The organism is Lysobacter sp. Soil_N_51 (assembly GCF_057655755.1).
Genome location: NZ_JBDGLR010000002.1, coordinates 257,736 through 276,545, shown reverse-complemented (window position 1 = coordinate 276,545; position 18,810 = coordinate 257,736). Strand labels below are relative to the sequence as shown.

Sequence of the window (18,810 nt, the reverse complement as noted above, 5' to 3'; positions counted from 1 at the left end):
GATGGCGACCTGAAGCGCCCCCCTCTACCTTGGAGGAGCCGAATGTCCAGCACCTTTAGAGTCATCTTTGATTCGTCATTCCCGCGAAGGCGGGAATCCAGGGACTTTCGTGCGAGAACGCATGAAGTCTTGGGGAAGAAAGTCGCTGGATTCCCGCGTTCGCGGGAATGACGAACTTGAGAGATGACGCTGAAGGCTCTGGATCCCCGCCTTCGCGGGGATGACGGGCTCAGGGGTTGCGGTTGCGGTTCAAACGATCTGATGACGCCACACGCTGGGAAAATGACGCTAAAGGCTCTGAATCCCCGCCTTCGCGGGGATGACGAGCCGAAGGCACGCGGTTACGGCCTCAGCGATCCGATGACGCCTTACTCCCCCGACACAAACTTCACGTCCGAAGGCGACACCGCCTCCATCGTCTGCATCGTCTCGCCCAACCGGCCGCTGCGCGGGTCGCGCTCGATCACCACCAGCGTATTGCTGTGCTGATTGGCCACCACCAGGTGCCGACCATCGGGCGACAGCGCGAACTCGCGCGGGCCCCGGCCTTCGGTGCTGCGGCGCTGCAGGGCGGTGAGCGTTCCATTGGCGGCGTCGACGGCGTACGCCGCGATGTGGTTGTCCTCGCCGCGGTTGCTTGCGTAAAGAAAACGGCCGTCGTCCGACAGGTGCAGGGCCGCGGCGGCGTTGCCGTCGCGCCGGCCCGGGTCCATCGCTACGGTCTGGACCGGCTGCAAGCGGCCGTCGTCGTAATCGAACACGACCAATTCGCCGGTCATTTCCAGGGTCAGGTACGCATGCCGCCCGGATGCGTCGAACAAAAGGTGACGCGGTCCGCTGCCCGGCGGCAGGTCCACCGACGCGGTCGTCGCGGCGAGCAACGGCCGCTCGGCGCTGCGGGCCGGATCGTAGCGGTACACATACACCTTGTCGGCGCCCAGGTCGGCGGCCAGCACGTAGCGGCCGTCGGGCGCGGGCACGACCGCGTGCACATGCGGCCCGAGCTGGCGTTCGCGATCGGCCTGGCTGGCGCGATGACTCAGCACTTGTACGCCTGCTTGCAAGCGGCCTTCGCGATCGATCGGCAACACCGCCAAGGTCCCGCCCGGCGATTGCGCGCCCGAGTAGTTGGCGACGAACAGGTAGCGGCCGTCGCGACTGACCGATGCGTGCGCGGGATCGTCGCCGAGGCTGTTGATCTGCGACAGACGACGCGACGCCGCCGACCCGCGCGCCAGCGCGAAGCTGCTCGCGCGTCCGACCGGATCGGCCGAGGCCGGGCCGTTCTCGTTGACCGCGAACAGCTGGCGTGCGTCCGCCGACAACGTCACCCAGGACGGATTATCGGTTTCGATCACTTCCAGCGGCTGCGCCTGGATCTGCCCGCTCGCGAGGCCGAAGCGGTAACGGCCGATGCCCTTGCAGCTCGCGCCGGTGTAGCAACCGACCAGCAGTTCGGCCGATCCCCCCGCCGTGCGCGGCGCGGCGTCGGCGGTGGCGAGGATCGAGGTCATGAGCAGACTCCAGGCAAGCAGGATGGATCGCGGGTTCATGGGGTTCTCCGGCGCGGCGGCGCGAGGGTCGATCCTGGAGCAGATGGGGGCAATAGCCAAGCCGCTTGGTTCGGAAATGCGTGGCGGTCGGGGGCGCGTGGGTGTCCGGATCGCAGTGATCACCCGTCACCGCAAAGCGCTTAGACCACGGCCGCAACTGCCACCACCGCACGCCCGCCCCCATCACCGCACCGCGCCGCCCGAGCGCGAATAGCGATACTCCACGTCGACCTGCGCGGTCACCTCGCCCGTCTGCGCCGGCGCCTCGGCCGCGTAGTTGTAGGCGCGCGCGCCGTACTGCCGCGCGGTCGGCGTCTGCGGCGTCCACCACGGCCGATCGTCCTCGAACTTCACCGCGGTGGCCGCGTCCAGCGTCCAGCCCAGTTCGGCGGCGATGAGCGCGGCCTTGCGCTTGGCATCCTGCAAGGCCAGGCGCCGCGCCTGGTCGGCGTACTCGGGCAGGCGATCGGACAAGGGACGCAGGCTTTCGAATTCGGCGACCCCGGCCTGGCTGAGTTGCTGTTGCAACAGCGCCAGGGCATCGTCGCCGCGCACCCGCAGCACGAAGCGGGTCGAGTAGCGATAGCCCGCCCCACTCCCATCGCCGCTGCGCGTGGTCAGGCGCGGCGCGTCGACCGACAGTTCGCTCAATGCGCTGCGATGCGCCTGCAGCACCTGCCGCACCGCGGCTACGACGGGCTGATGCTGTCGCAGGGCGGCGCTCGCATCGGCGGCATCGCTGACCACTGCGAACGACAGTTCGAACAGGTCCGGCTGATAGGCGACGCGGCCGAATCCGGCGACGTGGAAACGGCCGCCGTCGACGCCCTGCGCGCGGGCCGGCGGCGACAGCCACAGCAGGGCCGCGAGCAAGGCGAAGCCCAGGTTTTTCATCGGCGACTCCGGGCGCGGGCAATGGCCGGATTCTGCTGCCGGCGCGGGCCGGTGTCGATGCGCACCGGCGAATCGCGGGCATTCAACGCTCGTCCGCGGTCGGCCCGAGCCCGCCCGCACTGGGCCGCGCCGCGCCGCGCGCGTATCCTAGGCGCCGCCCGGCCGCTGCGCGCCCGCGGCCCTTTCGTACGTCCGCCTCAAGAGTCCCGCCATGACCGATACCCCGCCCGACCGCGTCTCCAACGATCCCCGCAGCCCGTTCTTCGATCCGTCCGTGGTCGAACGCGGCATCGGCATCCGCTTCAACGGCGTGGAGCGCACCAACGTCGAGGAATACTGCATCAGCGAAGGCTGGGTGCGGTTGCCGGTCGGCAAGTCGCTCGACCGTCGCGGCAATGCGATGACGATGAAGCACAAGGGCCAGGTCGAAGCCTGGTATCTGTCGCCGGCGCCGGACGCCGACAGCAAGTAAGCGCGGCTGGTTACGCGGCGACTTGAACGAAAAGCGTCGGGGCTGAAGCCCCTCCCACAAAAGGCTTTGCAGCCGCGCGGTTGGTTCGACAGCACCAACCCGGCTGGCGAAGCGGCGAGGTCTTTTGTGGGAGGGGCTTCAGCCCCGTCGCTTTCCTTTCAGATCACCCGAACCCACCCGGCTCAAGCCAAAGCGCTGTCGCGCAACTGCGCGCACAAGCGCCGCATATCGTCGGCCAGCACCGGCACCGGCTGCGGCAGGCGTAAGGCCGCCTCGATCGTCGCGCAGGCGCCGTCGCGGTCGCCCTCGGCCGCGGCGAGCAGGCCGCGCGCGTAAGCGCCGAGCGGGTCGGCCTGGACCAGCACCGGCTGCAACCACTCGCGCGCGTCCTTGGCGGTGCCGCGCATCACCAGCAACTGGGCCAGCTGGAAGCGCGCGACCACGAACTCCGGCACCACCGTCAACAGCGCGCGCAGGCGTTCCTCGGCGCGTTCGAACAGGCCGAGCTGGGCGTGCTGGATCGCCAGCAAATATTGCGCGTGCAGGTTGTCGGGCTCGCGCTCGAGCACGGTCTTGAGCAGACGCACGGCCTCGACGTCGCGCGCGCCCTGGATGGCGTCCAGCGCGTGACGCAACAAGGTCGCAGTGTCGGGCCGCTGATCGATCATGCGTGACTGCCGCGCCTGTCCGTCGCGGGCCGTTTCATGGCCGGGCATTGTGCCCCAGCCGGGGCCAACGAAAAACGACGGTCGTCATAACGAAAAGCGAAGACTCGCTTGCTTATGTTGCGCTCGCCTCGCCAAGGAATTCCCGACGGTCCAACCCCGTCGGGCCCCGGCCGGCGTTCCCAAGTCGCACAACCCGATCAATGGAGGATCACCATGTTGCTGCGCGCCACTCCCCGTACCGCCCCTGTTGCCGCGCTCGCGCTCGGCATCGCCGTCGTCCTGGCTGTCGCCGGCTGCGGCAAGAAAGTCGACCGCGCCGATGCGCCGGCGATGGATCAACCCGAATCGGTCGCGATGGCGGCGCCCGCGTCGGTCACGGAAACCTATTTCCTGCAGCAAGCGCCGGTCGCGACCAACACCGAAAACTACGAGAAGATCGCCGCCAACCCGATCCACCGCGTCGCCGAACAACCGGTGTCGACCTTCTCCATCGACGTCGACACAGGCAGCTACGCGAATGTGCGGCGCATGCTCGCCGCCGGCGAACTGCCGCCGAAGGACGCGGTGCGGGTCGAGGAACTGCTCAACTACTTCGATTACGGCTATCCCAAGCCGGCGTCCAAGGACACCCCGTTCCAGGTCACGACCGAGCTGGCGCCGGCGCCTTGGAACGCCAAGCACGTGCTGATGCAGATCGGCATCCAGGGCTACGACGTCGAGAAGGCCGAGTTGCCGCCGGCCAATCTGGTGCTGCTGATCGACACCTCCGGTTCGATGGACGAACCCGACAAGCTGCCGCTGCTGAAGAAGGCGTTCGCGCAACTGGTGCCGCAACTGCGCGCGAAGGACCGGATCTCGATCGTGGCCTACGCCGGCTCGGCCGGGCTGGTGCTGCCGCCGACCCCGGGCGACCGCGGCGGCGAAATCCTCGCCGCACTCGACAACCTGCAGGCCGGCGGTTCCACCAACGGCGGCGAAGGCATCCAACTCGCCTACGCCACCGCGCGCCAAGCCTTCGTCGACGGCGGCATCAACCGGGTGCTGCTGGCAACCGACGGCGACTTCAACGTCGGCATCGCCAACCAGGAAGCACTGGAAACCCTGGTCGCCGACCAGCGCAAGTCCGGCATCGCGCTGAGCACGCTGGGCTTCGGCACCGGCAACTACAACGATGCGATGGCCGAGCAACTGGCCGATGTCGGTAACGGCAACCACGCCTACATCGACAGCGCATTGGAAGCGCGCAAGGTGCTGGTCGAGGAGTTGGGTTCGACCCTGCTGACCATCGCCGGCGACGTCAAGGTGCAGGTCGAGTTCAACCCGGCCGTGGTCGCCGAGTACCGCCTGATCGGTTACGAAAACCGCATGCTCAAGCGCGAGGATTTCAACAACGACAAGGTCGATGCCGGCGAGATCGGCGCCGGCCACGATGTCACCGCGCTGTACGAAGTGGCCCTGGTCGGTTCCGGCGGGGAGTCGGTCGATCCGCTGCGTTACGGCAATGGCAGCGAAGCGGCCGAGGCGAAAGCGCCTCGCGCCGCGGCCGGCGATGCGAAGAGCGGCGAACTGGCCTTGCTGCGGCTGCGCTACAAGCGTCCGGGCGAGAACGACAGCCGTCTGATCGAAACCCCGCTGCTGCGCAAGGACATCGCCGGCGAACCCAGCGAACGCCTGCGTTTCGCCGCCTCGGTCGCCGCGTTCGGCGATCTGCTGCGCGGCGGCACTTACGTGGGCGATGACTTCGGCTGGAACGGCGTGATCGGCCTGGCCCGCGGCGCGCGCGGCGACGACCGCAACGGCTACCGCGGCGAGTTCCTGCAACTGGCGCAGACCGCGAGCAGCCTGCAAGCGAGCGGGCCGGTGAAGGGCGCGGCGGTCGCGGGCGAGTAAGGGCCCGCGTTTTCCAGGCGTACCGAAGAACGTTCAAGACCCCTCGGTCAATTCCTCTCCCGTTTACGGGAGAGGGTCAGGGTGAGGGCCGCTCCGGCCCGTACTCGAAAGCAAAAGCGCTCGCGCTGCGCGCTTCCCTCACCCCAACCCCTCTCCCGTAAACGGGAGAGGGGCTTTTAGAGACTCGACGATCAGGCCGACGGCGCCGCGCCATCGCGCTTGTTGATCCCGGTCGCGAAGTACAGCACCACCAGCAGGATCAGGAACGCCGGCCCGACGTACAGCGCCACGCGCGTATCCGGGAAATACGCCATCAACCCGATCACCAGCACCAGGAACGCCAGCGCGATCCACGAAGCGACCGGGTACATCGGCATGCGGAACGCCAGCGCCGCCTTGTCCTGCGCGCTCAGGCGCTGACGGAACTTCATGTGCGACACCAGGATCACGCCCCAGGTCCAGATCGCGCCGAAGGTCGCGATCGAGGTCACCCACACGAACACTTCCTTGGGCGCGACGTAGTTCAGCACCACGCCGACCAGCAACGCCACCACCGACACCAGCACCGCCGCGCGCGGCACGCCGCCGGCCGAGGTATTGGCGAAGAACGCCGGCGCCTGCTTCTGCTGGGCCAGGTTGTAGAGCATGCGCCCGGTGCTGAAGATTCCGCCGTTGCACGAGGACAGCGCCGCGGTCAGCACGACGAAGTTGATGATGCCCGCCGCCTCGCGGATGCCCAGGCGCTCGAAGGTCATCACGAACGGACTGCCGGTGGTGCCCAGTTCGTTCCACGGGTACAGCGACAGGATCACGAACAGCGCGCCGACGTAGAAGATCACGATCCGCCAGAACACCGAGTTGATCGCATCGGGAATCGACTTGGCCGGATTGGCCGCCTCGCCCGCGGTCAGGCCGATCATCTCCACGCCCAGGTAGGCGAACATCACCATCTGCAGCGACATCAGCACGCCCTGCGCGCCGTTGGGGAAGAAGCCGCCGTGCGCCCACAGGTTGCTGATGCCGATCGCCACGCCGTTGTTGCCGAAGCCGAACACGATCATCGCCAGGCCGGCCAGGATCATCACCACGATGGTCACGACCTTGATCATCGCGAACCAGAATTCGAACTCGCCGTAGGCCTTGACCGTGATCAGGTTCACCGAACCCATCGCGATCAGCGCGGCCAGCGCCCACGCCCATTGCGGCGAATCCGGGAACCACATCTGCATGTAGATGCCGACCGCGGTGATCTCGGCCACGCAGGTCACCAGCCACAGGAACCAGTAGTTCCAGCCGGTCAGATAGCCCGACAGCGGGCCGAGGTAATCGCGCGCGTAGCGGCTGAAGGAACCGGCGACCGGGTTGTGCACGGCCATCTCGCCGAGCGCGCGCATGATGATGAAGATCGCCGCGCCGCCGAGCAGATAGGCCAGCAGGATGCCGGGACCGGCGAGCTTGATCGCGTTGGCCGAGCCCAGGAACAGGCCCACGCCGATCGCCGCACCCAGCGCCATCAGGCGGATGTGGCGCTCGCTCAGGCCGCGCTGGAGTTGCTGTTGATTGGTCTGCATCCGCCGGACTCTCCGCAGGCTCCCGGCGCGACGGCGGCGCTGCGCTCAACGCGGCCGGTCCGGAATCGGCGAAGCATACTCCGGGTGTATCGGGAGCGGCGGATTTGCCGCGTCTGCCGCTTGCTCCCTCGCCTGCCCGCACTTGCTCCCTCTCCCGCCGCAGCTACTCCCTCTCCCGCTTGCGGGAGAGGGTTGGGGTGAGGGCACGCGCGCTGTAGTTGCGACGGCGCTCGCCCTCATCCGCCCTTCGGGCACCTTCTCCCGCCCGCGGGAGAAGGGACAACTTCAGCTCTTGAGCTTGTACCCGGTCCTGAAGATCCACCACACCGCGACCAGGCACACCACCATGAACCCGGCCGTCATGCCCACGCTCAAGACGATGTCCACATCCGACTTGCCGTAGAAACTCCAGCGAAACCCATTGACCAGATACACCACCGGATTGAACAGCGAGACCCCGCGCCAGAACGGCGGCAGCATGTCGATCGAATAGAAGCTGCCGCCCAGGAAGGTCAGCGGCATCACGATCATCATCGGGATCATCTGCAGCTTCTCGAAGCCGTCGGCCCACACCCCGATGATGAAGCCGAACAGGCTGAAGGTGACCGCGGTCAACACCAGGAACACCGCCATCCAGACCGGATGCACGATCTCGAAGTCGACGAAGCAGCGCGCGGTGATCAGCATCAGCAAGCCCAGGATCACCGACTTGCTCGCCGCCGCGCCGACATAGCCGCAGATCACCTCGACGAACGACACCGGCGCCGACAGCAGTTCGTAGATCGTGCCCGACCACTTGGGCAGGTAGATGCCGAACGAGGCGTTGGAAATGCTCTCGGTCAGCAGCGACATCATGATCAGGCCGGGCACGATGAAGGCCGCGTAGCTGATCCCGCCGATCTCGACCATGCGCGAGCCGATCGCCGAGCCGAACACGATGAAGTACAGCGAGGTCGACAGCACCGGCGTGGCGATCGACTGCATCAGGGTGCGGAAGGTGCGATGCATTTCGAAGAAATAGATCGCCTTGATCGCGTGCAGGTTCATACGCGCACCTCCCCGTTCGCATCGGCCGCGGACGCTTTGCCCGCGGGGTTCCTGTCCGCCTGCGGCGACTTGACCAGATTGACGAAGATTTCCTCCAGCGAGCTTTGGCTGGTGTTGAGATCCTTGAACTCGATGCCGTGCTCGGCCAGGCGCTTGAGCAGCGCGGCGATGCCGGTGTCCTCGGCCTGCGCATCGAAGGTGTAGACCAGTTCGTTGCCGTCGTCCGACAAGGTCAGCGCATCGCTGGCCAACGCCTGCGGCACCGCGTCCAGCGGCGCCTGCAACTGCAGGCTCAACTGCTTCTTGCCGAGCTTGCGCATCAGCACGCGCTTGTCTTCGACCAGCACGATCTCGCCCTGGTTGATCACCCCGACCCGATCGGCCATTTCCTCGGCCTCGTCGATGTAATGGGTGGTCAGGATGATGGTGACGCCGCTGTCGCGCAGGCGCGAGACCATCGCCCACATCTCGCGCCGCAGTTCCACGTCGACGCCGGCGGTGGGTTCGTCGAGGAACAGGATGCTCGGCTCGTGCGACAGCGCCTTGGCGATCAGCACGCGCCGCTTCATGCCGCCCGACAGCGCCATGATCTTCTCGCCGCGCTTGTCCCATAGCGACAGCTCGCGCAGGATCTTTTCCAGGTACGCCGGATTGGGCGGCTTGCCGTACAGGCCGCGGCTGAAGCGAACCGTGTCGTGCACGGTCTCGAACGCATCGGTGTGCAGCTCCTGCGGCACCAGTCCGATCGCCGAACGCGCGGCGCGGTAGTCGCGCACGATGTCGTGACCGTCGGCGAGCACCCGGCCTTCGCTGGGATTGACGATGCCGCAGACGATGCTGATCAAGGTGGTCTTGCCGGCGCCGTTGGGCCCGAGCAGGGCGAAGATTTCGCCGCGGCGGATGTCCAGGTCGATGCCCTTGAGCGCGCGGTAACCGCCGGCGTAGGTCTTGGTCAGACCCCGGATGGAGACGATGGAGGACGCATCCGCGGCTGGTGCGGCGGATGCACGAACGGACGTGGAATCGGACGGCATGGACTCTCCGTGGCGAAGGGTGCGTGGCGATGCTGCGCCGGAAACGGACGGTCGAGCGGAAGCGTGATGCGATGCGGGCGTGTATCGATACAGCGGCACGTCATTGCATCGCGATCGCGTGGGTGGCGGTCAGTGTACGGCTGACGCAGGGTAGAGCGATGCGACGACGGCGCGATTCATGCCGATGCGATGCACCGTTGCACGCATGGGCCCGACCGCGCTCAACGCTCGGCCAGATACGCGTCCAGGCGTTCGAAGCTTTCGCCCCAGCCCGCGACGATCCCGCGCGCCTGCGCCGCCTCGCGTTCGGCCTGGTTGGCGAACTCGATCCGCACGCTCAGCAGGGTCTGCTCCGGGCCGTGTGCGGCGAACAGCACGCTCACCCGCGACGGCTGCGACGGCCGCTCGTCGTCCCAGTCGTCGACGTAGACCAACCGCTCGGGTTCGACGACTTCTTCATAGAGGCCCTTGATCGGGTACTCGCTGCCGTCCGGGCCGACCGTGCAGATCCGGAAACGGCCGCCGACCGCGACGTCCATCTGCCGCACCACGCCGCGGAAACCGCGCGGTCCCCACCAGCGCGCGACATGGATCGGGTCGGTCCAGCCGAGAAACACCAGATCACTCGGCGCGTCGATGAGGCCTTGCACGGTGATGCCGCGTTCGTCGATGCGATGGCTGGTGCGCGCGAGCGCGGCGACGAGCGTGCCGGAACCGTCGGACGTCATGTCGAACTCCTGAGCTTGGATAACCGCGCCGGCCACGGCCAGGCCGCGGACCGCGCGCCGCGGCCGGATGCCGGCATGGATGCCGACGAGGAACCGGCCCGCTAATTAACCAATCGGGAAACTACAACCCGAAGGTGCAAGCGTCAAGCCGATCGGCACACAGAATCCACGTCTTCGTCCCACAGGCTGAGACGGAGAACCGCGGCGTTCGAACGGGGTGTCCGGGCATCGTGTCCAAGCGGGGGCATTGCCGCTTCCAGCACACAGGTGCGGGCCCGCTCATCGCGATAGCGGTCGCCCTCAATCCGCCGGCGTGGCCTTGCGCGGCCGCTTCGGCCCGGGCGCCGAATGCCGGCCCTGGGCCGCGTCGATCTCGTCGATCCAGCCCGCGCGCGATCCGGCGAAGGCATCGGCGTACGGCACGTACGGCTTGATATCGAGGATCGGCGTGCCGTCGAGCAAATCCACGCCGCGCACGATCAACGCCTGCGGCTCGACCCGCACCAGTTCCACCGCCGACAGTCCGAGCGGATTGGGCCGGTGCGGCGAACGCGTGGCCAGCACCCCGCGCTTTGGGCCGCCGCGCGGCGGCTTGACCTGGGGTGTCCAGCCCTGGCTGCGATGGAACGCGAAAATCAGCCAGATCCGCTCGAACCCTTGCAGATCGGCATACGCCAGCGCCGGCAGGTCGTCGACGAATTCCACTCGCGCCTCGATCGCTTCGCCGCTCTGCGTGCCCTGCACCACCGTCGATTGATGCGGCGCATCGATGCGCTGCGCATACGGCGAGCGCAGGTAGGCGATCGGGCGGCAGGTGAATGCGTCGGACATCGGGCCAGGGTTCGCTGCGGTGCGGCATGCATTGTCGCCGCCGCGAGCGCTCTTGTGGGAGGGGCTTCAGCTCCGACGCTGTTCGCTCAGCGACTTCGTACTTCCCGGCGATCTGAGCGAACAGCGTCGGGACTCAAGCCCCTCCCACAAAAAACTTCGAGCCTTATCGCAACCTGCGAGACCGCCGCGGCCCAGGCTGCGCCGCTCGACCCGCTCACCCACCGGCACGCCCGCCAGCGCATGCGTTTTGTCACTGCTGCACCCCACGCCGATGGCGGTATCCTCGGCGCCGAGCGCATGCGCCCCGGCCCCGCGCTGCCGCCTCCCCCGCCCGCCACGAGGACGCCATGAAATACCTGGTCATGATCTACAACGACGACAGCCTGATCGAAGCCCTGCCCGCCGGCGAATACGAAACCATGATGCGCGGCTGCATCGCCCACGCCGACGACCTGCGCGAGACCGGCGTGCTGCTGGATTCGCAGATGCTCGCAGCGCCCGCAAAGGCGACCTCGCTGCGCACCCGCAACGGCCGCACCACCTTCATGGACGGCCCCTACGCCGAAGCCAAGGAGTATCTGGGCGGCTTCAACCTGATCGAGGCGGCCGACATGGACGAAGCGGTCCGCGTCGCCCAGGAATTCCCCTGGAGCCGCACCGGCCGGATCGAAGTGCGCCCGGTGATGGATTTCGAACAAGTGCGGCTCGCGTTCGACGCCTGACCCGCCGGCACCACGTCACCACCGCGCACCACCCCAGCAAGCCGGCGCATGCCGGCTTGCTTGCGTTATAAGCAAGGCGGACGGACCCGCCGCACAGCCCGGTCCGGCCGAAAGGTCGATGTCGCGACACGGCATCGACCCCGAACCGCGACCCGGCGCGTTCGCAGTTGCATCGCGAGGCCGCCGACGCGCTTCGCCCACCGCCCGAACGCTACAAGGATGTCCGCATGAAACTGCCGTACCTGACCTGCTGGCTGTTGCTCGCCCTCGCCGCTTCGCTCGGCGCCGATCCGGCCGCTGCCGCGACCGCCGCCAATACAAAGACCCAGACGCTGCGCCCGTTCGCCAGCGAGCGCGAATTCCGCGCGTTCGTCGCGACCCTACGACGCAGCCAACCGGTCCACGAAGCGCCTGCGCCGCCGATGCCGGCGCCGATGCAGGCCGCACCGCCCGCGTCGGCGAAAGCCGAATCGACCACGCTCGACCGGATCCAGGTGACCGGCTCGCGCATCGCCGCCCCGGCCCCGGCCCCGGCTCCGGCCGCGGAATCGATCACCAACGTCCAGACCCAGGGCGTCGACGAAGGCGACATCGTCAAGAAACAAGGCGATTACCTGATCGTGCTGCGTCGCGGCCGCCTGTTCACCGTGCGCATCGGCGGCGACGCCTTGCAACCGGTGTCGTCGATCGACGCCTTCGCGCCGCATTCCGACCCGAACCACACCTGGTACGACGAAATGCTGGTCTCGCGCGACACCGTGGTGGTGATCGGCTACAGCTACGCCCGCGGCGGCACCGAGGTCGGCGTGTTCGATCTGACCGCGCAAGGGCAATTGAAGTACCGCGCCACCTATCAGCTGCGCAGCAACGACTATTACTCGGCCAGCAACTACGCCAGCCGCCTGATCGGCCGCACCCTGATCTTCTATTCGCCGCTGGAGCTGTACCCGGGCAGCGATCTCGCCCAGTCGATGCCGGCCCTGCGCCACTGGCACCGCGGCGCCACCCCGGCCGACTTCAAGCGCATCCTGCCGGCGACCCGCATCTACCGCAGCGCCGCGCCGGTCGACTACGACTACCTCACCCTGCACACCGTCGCCTCGTGCGATCTCGATGCCCAACGGATGCGCTGCACCTCCACCGCGGTGCTCGGGCCGGCGAGCCGCAGCTTTTATGTCTCGGAGGATTCGGTCTATGTCTGGACCTCGAGCTGGAGCCCGAAACCCGGCACGCCCAACGCCGCGATCCTGCGCATTCCGCTCGACGGCGCCGCGCCGACCGGCCTGCGCGCGAGCGGTTCGCCATGGGATCAGATGTCGTTCCTGCAACGCGATGGCTGGCTCAACGTGCTGGTCGGATCGAAAAGCGACGGCGAAGGCATGTGGTCCTCGCGCAGCACCGCCGGCGAACTGGCTTTGCTGCGGGTCAGGCTGGACAGCTTCGGCGACGGCCGCGCGGTCGCCGCGCGCAAGGCCTACCGCGTGCTGCCCGAACTCAATGGCGAAGACGCCGAGCTGCACGCGCGCTTCATCGGCGACTGGCTGGTGTATGGCGCCGGCGACAACTGGAGCCGAGAGGACGCGCCACTGCGCGCCTACGCCCTGCGCTATGCCGCCACCGGCCCGGTGGCGACGCTGGGGTTGAAGCACCGGGTCGAACGCGTCGACGCGCTCGGCGACGACGCGGTGCTGGTCGGCGGCAACGACGACGATGACCATCTGTATTTCAGCAGCGTCCGTCTCGACCGTGGCGCGCGCGTCGCCGACACCTACGTGCAACGCGACGCCAGGCAGGGCGACGAACGCACCCACGGCTTCTTCTATCGCTCCCAGGACGAGGAGCGCGGCATTCTCGGCCTGCCCGTGCTCAGCGAAGACGACAGCGACCGCGAGCAGGCCAGCGTGCTGTTCCTGCGCAACCAGCGACTCACGCTGAGCGCGCTGGGCCAATTGAGTTCGAAGAGCGACCCGAACGTCGACGACGGCTGCAAGGTCAGCTGCGTGGACTGGTACGGCAACGCGCGGCCGATCTTCATCGGCGAGCGGGTGTTCGCCCTGCTCGGCTACGAACTGGTCGAAGGCCGCGACGACGGCAAGCGCATCCGCGAGCGGCGCAGGACCGACTTCTCGCCGCAGGTCAAAGTCTCGCCCTGAGCGCAGGCGTGGCCGCCGCCCGCGCCGGGCCGCGTTGAACCCCCTGTCTCGCACTGATCGGGACAGGGGGACACGATGACATCGGTACGGATCGGATGGCTCGCGCTGATCGGGCTGTGTTGCGCGACGCAGGCCGGCGCACACGGCGGCGGTCTCAATGCCGAAGGCTGCCATCACGACCGCAAGCGCGGCGGCTATCACTGCCATCGCGGCCCCGCCGCCGGTGCGGCGTCGCTGCTGCCCGAGCCGACGCAGCGCCCGCGTCGGCCAATGTCGACGCAAGGCCTCGCACCGTCGGCGTTGACGGCCGAATCCGGCGCCGCCTACTACCGCAATTGCAGCGCGGCGCGCGCTGCCGGCGCGGCCCCGGTGCGACGCGGCGACCCGGGCTACGGCCCGCATCTGGACCGCGACGGCGACGGCAAGGGCTGCGAATGAATCGGGGCCCGGCGGCGCGACGATCGTGAATTCGCGGCAACGGCCGCGGCGTTTAACGCATTGCCGCTATGCAGTGCCGGTGGCGAGGCGGACAATCGGCCCGTCCCCACCGCATCGGAGCCCGTCATGACCCTCCGGACCGCATTCGCCATCGCCCTGTCGGTCGCCGTGCTGGCGGCCGCAGACGTCGGCGCCGCTTCCCGCACCGTCACCGATCCCGCCGCGCCACGCAGCCTGCCCGAGCAGGGCCCGGTCAGCGTGCGCTGGGAAGATCCGTCGAACTTCGCCGAGATCCGCCAAAGCCGCAACCGCTTCGACGCGCGCCGCGGCAACTGGGTCGAACAACTCGCCCAGCACCTGCGTACCCGCGCGCAGAAGCAGTTGCCCGAAGGCCAGACCCTGCAGGTCGACATCACCGACATCAAGCGCGCCGGCGACTACGAGCCCTGGCACGGGCCGCAGTTCGACGACACCCGTTTCATCCGCGACATCTACCCGCCGCGGATCGTGTTGAATTTCAAGCGCACCGACGCCAACGGCCAGGTGGTCGAGGAAGGCCAGCGCACCCTGCGCGACATGAGCTTCCTGATGGGCCCGCGCACCGGCACCGACAGCGACCCGTTGCGCTATGAAAAGCGCCTGATCGACGACTGGCTGTATCAGGAATTCAAGAGCCCGAGTGTGTGATCACGCCGAGGCCTCACCCGCCGGAGTCGGCCGCATGAAAAACCCCGCTCGCGCGGGGTTTTTCGTTTCCTGCATCGCCGCGCTTGGATCGCGGGAGCGCTTCAAGCCGCGCTGCCCGATCGGGGCGGCAACGAACGGCCGCAACCGTTCGCGCCGCCTCCCGCGCCGATCGCGCGATGGCTTACTGCTGCGCCGCGCTCGGGTCCGCATCCGGGTCCATGTAGAACACTTCCCAGGTATGGCCGTCCAGATCGTCGTAGGAGCGCTGGTACATGAAGCCGTAGTCCTTCGGCTCGTGCATCGTCGCGCCCGCCGCGGCGGCCTTCTCGGCCAATGCGTCGACCTCGGCGCGGCCGGGCAGGCTGACCGCGATCAGCGCTTCCACCTGCTTGCTCGCGTCGACCAGGGTCTTCTTGGTGAAGGACTGGAAGAACGGCTCGACCAGCAACATCACGAAGATGTTCTCGCCGACGATCATGCAGGTCGCGTTTTCATCGGTGAATTTGGCATTGAAGCTGTAGCCGAGCTGGGTGTAGAACTCGACCGCGCGCGGCAGGCTCTTGACGGACAGATTGACGAACAGTTGCGAGTGGGTGGTCATGGCGAGGGTCCTGGTTGGTGAGGATTGGATTGGCGGGCGGCGCAGGCCTGGATGACGCTGCGTTTACTGCCTGCTCCTGTTAGCGACGAGCCACGGTTGCGGGAATCGACAAGGCCGACAAAAAAATTTTCGCACCGGTTCCGGGGTCGGGTCCGGCCGCCGCGATCCGCCGGCCGCATCCACGCCCGCCCCCGCTCAACCGGCCGGAAGCGCTGTTTCTTCATGCGCACGCATCCGGCGCCCGGTCAGCAGTTCGGCCCAGCGCGTCAACAGCAGATCGGTATACGGCGCGGCGGCGATCCGGTACGCCCCGAGCGCATAGCCGTCGTTGACCTCGATCAGAGCGGTCCGGCCATCGGCCAGCACACCGAAATCGATCGCGTACGCCGCCGGCGCCTCGCCGCTGTCGCGAAAGGCCCGTACCGCCTGGGCGATGGTCCGGGCGCATGGTACGAGTTGCGCGTCGCCATCGTAGGGATCCAGCGCGACCACCTCAGTGCCGATCACATAGGCGCGGAATTCCGAGCGCCACTTCACTACCTGCGAGCACCACACCTTCTGCCGGCGCGACGCGGAACCAAGGAAATAGAGATCGGCGGTGCTCTCGAAGACGCGGCCGGTGAACGTCTTGATTCGCTCGGCCGGCTTGACGAACACCGGCTGCTGACAGTCGTCCCAGATCCGTTGTTCGATCTCGCCCAGGGTGGATTGCCAGACCTCGCGGCGCAGCAGATCGCGTAGCACCGGCGGATAATCGTTGGGTGGCGGCACCTCGATGCCGAGTTGTTTGATGGCGCCGAGCATCGCCGGCATCGCACCCATCACGAAACTGCGCTCGTCCAGCGGCAGGCTGCGCCGGTCGATCTGCTTGCGGGTGAAAAACTGTATGGCGATGCCGCGCCGCTGCAGCTCCCCGACGGCGCGCGCCTCCTCCTCGCCCAAGGGGCCGTTGCCCCGGCTCTCGATGTAGGCGATCTGGAACATGGCGCGGTTCGCGGCAGTGGGGCTGCATCCAGTGTAGCAACGGCTCAAGCGATTGTTCGGGCTTGACTGTGCGGCCCAAAACCGCTGGCCCGTTTGCGACGATGGCGACCCGAACCACGGGCCGCCATCGCCAAGGCACTACAGGTCATTCCCGCTGCTTCAGTTCTTTTCGATACCGAAGATCTTGCCGTTGCGCGGATCGAGCTTGAGCTTCACGTCGCGGCCGCCGGTGTCCTCGGCCTTGGCGTTCCAGATGCCCTCGTCGTAATCGACATCGTGGATGTCGGTGTAGCCGGCGCTCGACAGCGCCGCGCGCACGTCGCGCTCGCTCAACTGAGTGACCTGTTCGTTGGCGTACACCTTGCCGGTGCGCGGGTCCAACAGCACCTGCACGCGATTGCCATCGGCGCTGCGCGCATCGGCCTTCCACACGCCGTCGTCGAAATCGAGATCATTGACTTTGGTATAGCCCTGCTCGGCCAGGCGGGTGCGGATCTGATGTTCGGTCAGCGACGTCTGCGCCTGCGGTTCCTGCGCCGTGGCGGCGGCCGGAACGGCGATGGCCAAGGCCAGTGCCAGCATGATCGGTTTCATGGTGTGCTCCTGCTTGAGGAGGTTCCGATTGTGGCCAGCGCATGCAAACGCGAAATGAATACTCGCGTGTTCAGTCATGTCGAGCGCAGATTCGCCATGAGTGCTCACGGGTTGCATACGCGGTCCTTATCTCGAACTCATGCGGCACTCACCGCTCAATAACGTCTCACTGATTGGCGCTATGAAGTGGTCGCATCAGCGACAGGTGACGCGAAGCGGCCGCTGTCGGCCCAGGCGCTGCGGCGCATTGGCGCATTGACGCATTCGCCGTCATACCCACCACATGCGCCTGACTCGGCCGCGATCGGTCGCATTTCGCGGCATGGCAGGCACTCGCGATACGACTCGACCGCACCTGCTGACCCAGGCAACCGAAAACCCGTCCGCGCGACGCTTGGCTTCGCGCCCGCCAATGGCTAACGTGGCGGCAAGCGGCCGCCGGATGCGGCCCAGGGGAAAGGCAATGATCGCAAGGACACTGCTGCTGGCCGCGTTGCTGCTGCCAGCCGCCGCCGCGCAGGCCTGCATCAACTACATCGGCACCGATCACCAGGGATACGCGTTCTCACCGGACTGGATCGTCGGCGAGGAACTCAGCGAGCACTTGACCGAACAGGTGCGACGGCGCTGGCAGATGGAACGGGCCAAGGAGGTGATCGCCGACGCGCGCGCCAAGCCCACGTTCGAGCACCTCAACAACCTGGGCGTGCTGCTGATCTATCAAGGGCAGTACCCGCTCGCGATCCGGCATTTCCTGGCGATCGAGCGCTCCTCGCCGGGACGTTACGAGACCGCGGCCAACCTCGGCACCGCGCTGGAACTGGCCGGACACGATCAGGTCGCGCTGCGCTGGATCCGCATCGGCATGCGCCGCAACAACGACGCCCACCTGCGCTCGGAATGGCTGCATGCGCGGATTCTCGAAAGCAAGATCGCGTTGGCGCAGGATCCGAACTATCTCGCCAGGCATTCGGTCGCCGGAGTGAGCTTCGGCGATGCGCTGGTGCCGCCGATGCCGGCCATGCCGGCCGGCAACGACGGCACGCCAGTGACTGCGGCCATGCTGCAACGTTCGATGAGCTATCAGCTGTTCGAACGCACCCAGTTCGTCAAGCCGACCGATCCGATCGTCGCCAACGTGCTGCGCGACTGGGCGACCCTGCACCTGGTCGGCGGCTCGATCGAGAACGCGAACACGCTGTACGAACTCGCCGTGACCTATGGCGCGCCGCACGACGCGCTGATGAAACGTCGGCAGGCGCATATCCGCGCGATTCTGGCCAACCCGCGCAAGGACGGCGAGGACGGCTCGTGCGCGATCTGCGGCAGCCCCTTTTAGCCCCAACCCGCCGCCTTGATCGACCACGGCGCCCATTGCCCGTACTGGCTGAAAACGCCGCCGTGGATCGCGCCGCCAACCGACGACGCGACCTGACCACCCACCCGCGCCACCACCAAGGAACCGCCGCGATGATTCTTCGTACCGCTGTATTGACGCTGCTGTTCGTGGCCGGCGCGGCTCGCGCCGAGGCACCGGCCAAAGTCGCCGTTGCCGACAGCTATGGCCTGGCGAAGGAACAGGCCGTGGAGGTCTGCAAGCCGCGCGGCGAACACGAGTACCTCGCCCGGCTGGTCTGCCCGAACAGCGAGCATCCGACGTTCGACCGCCGCGGCAGTGTCGGCGAGCGCACGCCGCTGCCGGAGGATCTGAGCGAAGACGCCAGCAACCGGCTGGTCGAAGACATGATGGGCTATAAGGCCTTGCGCGCCGGCGAGACCGACTATCACATCGTCGACGGCTACGACGTGGTCTGCGGCGAGACCACGACCCGCGTCTACCTGGACATGTACCACTGCGATGCGCCGCGGCCGACGCGCGCGCCGTCGGGTTTCAGCATCATCAATTAAGCGCGCCGAAAATAAACATCGCGGCGCGCGATCCG

Annotated in this window: 19 protein-coding genes; 8 read left to right on the top strand and 11 right to left on the bottom strand. The window is 67.3% G+C overall.

The features are described 5' to 3' along the window. Positions 1 to 368: 368 nt before the first annotated feature. Both AC3A4T_RS04190 and AC3A4T_RS04185 read right to left on the bottom strand, forming a co-directional pair. Positions 369 to 1,553 carry a lactonase family protein gene (locus AC3A4T_RS04190; RefSeq protein ID WP_487674240.1) on the bottom strand — a complete coding sequence of 395 codons (1,185 nt, stop codon included), beginning with the start codon at positions 1,551 to 1,553 and terminating at the stop codon, positions 369 to 371. Between the two features lie 183 nt (positions 1,554 to 1,736). Beyond that, a complete protein-coding gene (locus tag AC3A4T_RS04185; RefSeq protein WP_487674239.1) occupies positions 1,737 to 2,447 on the bottom strand; it encodes an SIMPL domain-containing protein in 711 nt (236 codons plus the stop codon). Positions 2,448 to 2,658: 211 nt separating this feature from the next. On the opposite strand from AC3A4T_RS04185, the gene AC3A4T_RS04180 reads away from it, so the two are divergent. After that, positions 2,659 to 2,919 (top strand): DUF3297 family protein, encoded by a 261-nt coding sequence (locus AC3A4T_RS04180; protein WP_036102402.1) that lies wholly within the window; start codon positions 2,659 to 2,661, stop codon positions 2,917 to 2,919. Positions 2,920 to 3,101: 182 nt separating this feature from the next. Here the strand turns inward: AC3A4T_RS04180 and AC3A4T_RS04175 are convergent, their stop codons facing one another. Continuing rightward, positions 3,102 to 3,587: a tetratricopeptide repeat protein gene (locus AC3A4T_RS04175; protein WP_487674238.1), complete on the bottom strand. Its 486-nt coding sequence runs from the start codon at positions 3,585 to 3,587 to the stop codon at positions 3,102 to 3,104. Between the two features lie 354 nt (positions 3,588 to 3,941). On the opposite strand from AC3A4T_RS04175, the gene AC3A4T_RS04170 reads away from it, so the two are divergent. Then, positions 3,942 to 5,477: a vWA domain-containing protein gene (locus AC3A4T_RS04170; protein WP_487674454.1), complete on the top strand. Its 1,536-nt coding sequence runs from the start codon at positions 3,942 to 3,944 to the stop codon at positions 5,475 to 5,477. 191 nt (positions 5,478 to 5,668) lie between these two features. Here AC3A4T_RS04170 and AC3A4T_RS04165 read toward each other — a convergent pair whose 3' ends face one another. The 5 genes from AC3A4T_RS04165 to tsaA all read right to left on the bottom strand — a co-directional run bounded on the left by AC3A4T_RS04165 (position 5,669) and on the right by tsaA (position 10,688). Beyond that, entirely contained in the window at positions 5,669 to 7,048 is a 1,380-nt protein-coding gene (locus tag AC3A4T_RS04165) for an amino acid permease (protein WP_487674237.1), read from the bottom strand. 285 nt (positions 7,049 to 7,333) lie between these two features. Further along, positions 7,334 to 8,095, bottom strand: a complete 762-nt coding sequence (locus AC3A4T_RS04160) for an ABC transporter permease (RefSeq protein WP_487674236.1) — start codon at positions 8,093 to 8,095, stop codon at positions 7,334 to 7,336. After that, positions 8,092 to 9,129, bottom strand: a complete 1,038-nt coding sequence (locus tag AC3A4T_RS04155; RefSeq protein WP_487674235.1) for an ABC transporter ATP-binding protein — start codon at positions 9,127 to 9,129, stop codon at positions 8,092 to 8,094. The genes AC3A4T_RS04160 and AC3A4T_RS04155 overlap by 4 nt, the downstream gene beginning before the upstream one ends. Positions 9,130 to 9,350: 221 nt before the next feature. Next, positions 9,351 to 9,857, bottom strand: a complete 507-nt coding sequence (locus tag AC3A4T_RS04150; protein ID WP_487674234.1) for an SRPBCC domain-containing protein — start codon at positions 9,855 to 9,857, stop codon at positions 9,351 to 9,353. Positions 9,858 to 10,157: 300 nt separating this feature from the next. After that, a complete protein-coding gene (gene tsaA / locus AC3A4T_RS04145; RefSeq protein ID WP_487674233.1) occupies positions 10,158 to 10,688 on the bottom strand; it encodes a tRNA (N6-threonylcarbamoyladenosine(37)-N6)-methyltransferase TrmO in 531 nt (176 codons plus the stop codon). A gap of 347 nt (positions 10,689 to 11,035) precedes the next feature. Here tsaA and AC3A4T_RS04140 point away from each other — a divergent pair, with 347 nt between their 5' ends. The 4 genes from AC3A4T_RS04140 to AC3A4T_RS04125 all read left to right on the top strand — a co-directional run bounded on the left by AC3A4T_RS04140 (position 11,036) and on the right by AC3A4T_RS04125 (position 14,688). Continuing rightward, entirely contained in the window at positions 11,036 to 11,410 is a 375-nt protein-coding gene (locus tag AC3A4T_RS04140) for a YciI family protein (protein WP_036102411.1), read from the top strand. A 227-nt stretch (positions 11,411 to 11,637) separates the two neighbouring features. Then, a complete protein-coding gene (locus AC3A4T_RS04135; RefSeq protein ID WP_487674232.1) occupies positions 11,638 to 13,563 on the top strand; it encodes a beta-propeller domain-containing protein in 1,926 nt (641 codons plus the stop codon). A 75-nt stretch (positions 13,564 to 13,638) separates the two neighbouring features. After that, a complete protein-coding gene (locus tag AC3A4T_RS04130; RefSeq protein WP_487674231.1) occupies positions 13,639 to 14,001 on the top strand; it encodes an excalibur calcium-binding domain-containing protein in 363 nt (120 codons plus the stop codon). A gap of 126 nt (positions 14,002 to 14,127) precedes the next feature. Beyond that, positions 14,128 to 14,688 (top strand): DUF3016 domain-containing protein, encoded by a 561-nt coding sequence (locus AC3A4T_RS04125; protein WP_487674230.1) that lies wholly within the window; start codon positions 14,128 to 14,130, stop codon positions 14,686 to 14,688. A gap of 181 nt (positions 14,689 to 14,869) precedes the next feature. Here AC3A4T_RS04125 and AC3A4T_RS04120 read toward each other — a convergent pair whose 3' ends face one another. From AC3A4T_RS04120 to AC3A4T_RS04110, 3 genes are all read right to left on the bottom strand, one after another. After that, positions 14,870 to 15,289, bottom strand: coding sequence for a VOC family protein (locus AC3A4T_RS04120; RefSeq protein WP_056115745.1), 420 nt, complete (start codon positions 15,287 to 15,289; stop codon positions 14,870 to 14,872). A 195-nt stretch (positions 15,290 to 15,484) separates the two neighbouring features. Next, positions 15,485 to 16,273, bottom strand: a complete 789-nt coding sequence (locus AC3A4T_RS04115; protein ID WP_487674229.1) for an ATP-grasp domain-containing protein — start codon at positions 16,271 to 16,273, stop codon at positions 15,485 to 15,487. 159 nt (positions 16,274 to 16,432) lie between these two features. Beyond that, positions 16,433 to 16,867, bottom strand: coding sequence for a PepSY domain-containing protein (locus AC3A4T_RS04110; protein WP_487674228.1), 435 nt, complete (start codon positions 16,865 to 16,867; stop codon positions 16,433 to 16,435). Positions 16,868 to 17,330: 463 nt separating this feature from the next. On the opposite strand from AC3A4T_RS04110, the gene AC3A4T_RS04105 reads away from it, so the two are divergent. Next, positions 17,331 to 18,206 (top strand): tetratricopeptide repeat protein, encoded by an 876-nt coding sequence (locus tag AC3A4T_RS04105; RefSeq protein WP_487674227.1) that lies wholly within the window; start codon positions 17,331 to 17,333, stop codon positions 18,204 to 18,206. 131 nt (positions 18,207 to 18,337) lie between these two features. Then, a complete protein-coding gene (locus tag AC3A4T_RS04100; RefSeq protein ID WP_487674226.1) occupies positions 18,338 to 18,775 on the top strand; it encodes a hypothetical protein in 438 nt (145 codons plus the stop codon). The last annotated feature ends 35 nt before the right edge of the window (positions 18,776 to 18,810 follow it).